1 pseudogene is annotated in these 244 nt (G+C 27.9%); it reads right to left on the bottom strand.

Going from position 1 to position 244, the window contains the following annotated elements:
• Positions 1 to 72 precede the first annotated feature (72 nt).
• Positions 73 to 244, bottom strand: a pseudogene (locus tag M983_RS17965) (type III secretion system export apparatus subunit SctT); the annotation flags it as partial.

Here is a 244-nt window from a genome sequence, read left to right as displayed (position 1 = left end):
TCTTTATTTTTGAATGATTGACCTTTTTTAGCAGAATCATCAAGCTTTTTCTGAGTCGGTTTTTCAGTCTTCTCAGCCATGATAAATACTCATAAATATCTCATAAAAATATCTATTATTAAAAAAGTAAAATAGCTCATTTGTCATTGCGGATGTAAAAAATAATAATAACGCTGAAAAAGCGATAATACCTTTAATACAGAGTGAAAGCGAAAATGCATTAAGTTGAGGACAAAATAAAGAA

The organism is Proteus myxofaciens ATCC 19692, from assembly GCF_001654855.1.
In the GTDB taxonomy this organism is placed as follows: domain Bacteria; phylum Pseudomonadota; class Gammaproteobacteria; order Enterobacterales; family Enterobacteriaceae; genus Proteus; species Proteus myxofaciens.
The sequence above is the reverse complement of the archived record's forward strand: the minus strand, read 5'-3'. Positions and strand labels throughout refer to the sequence as shown.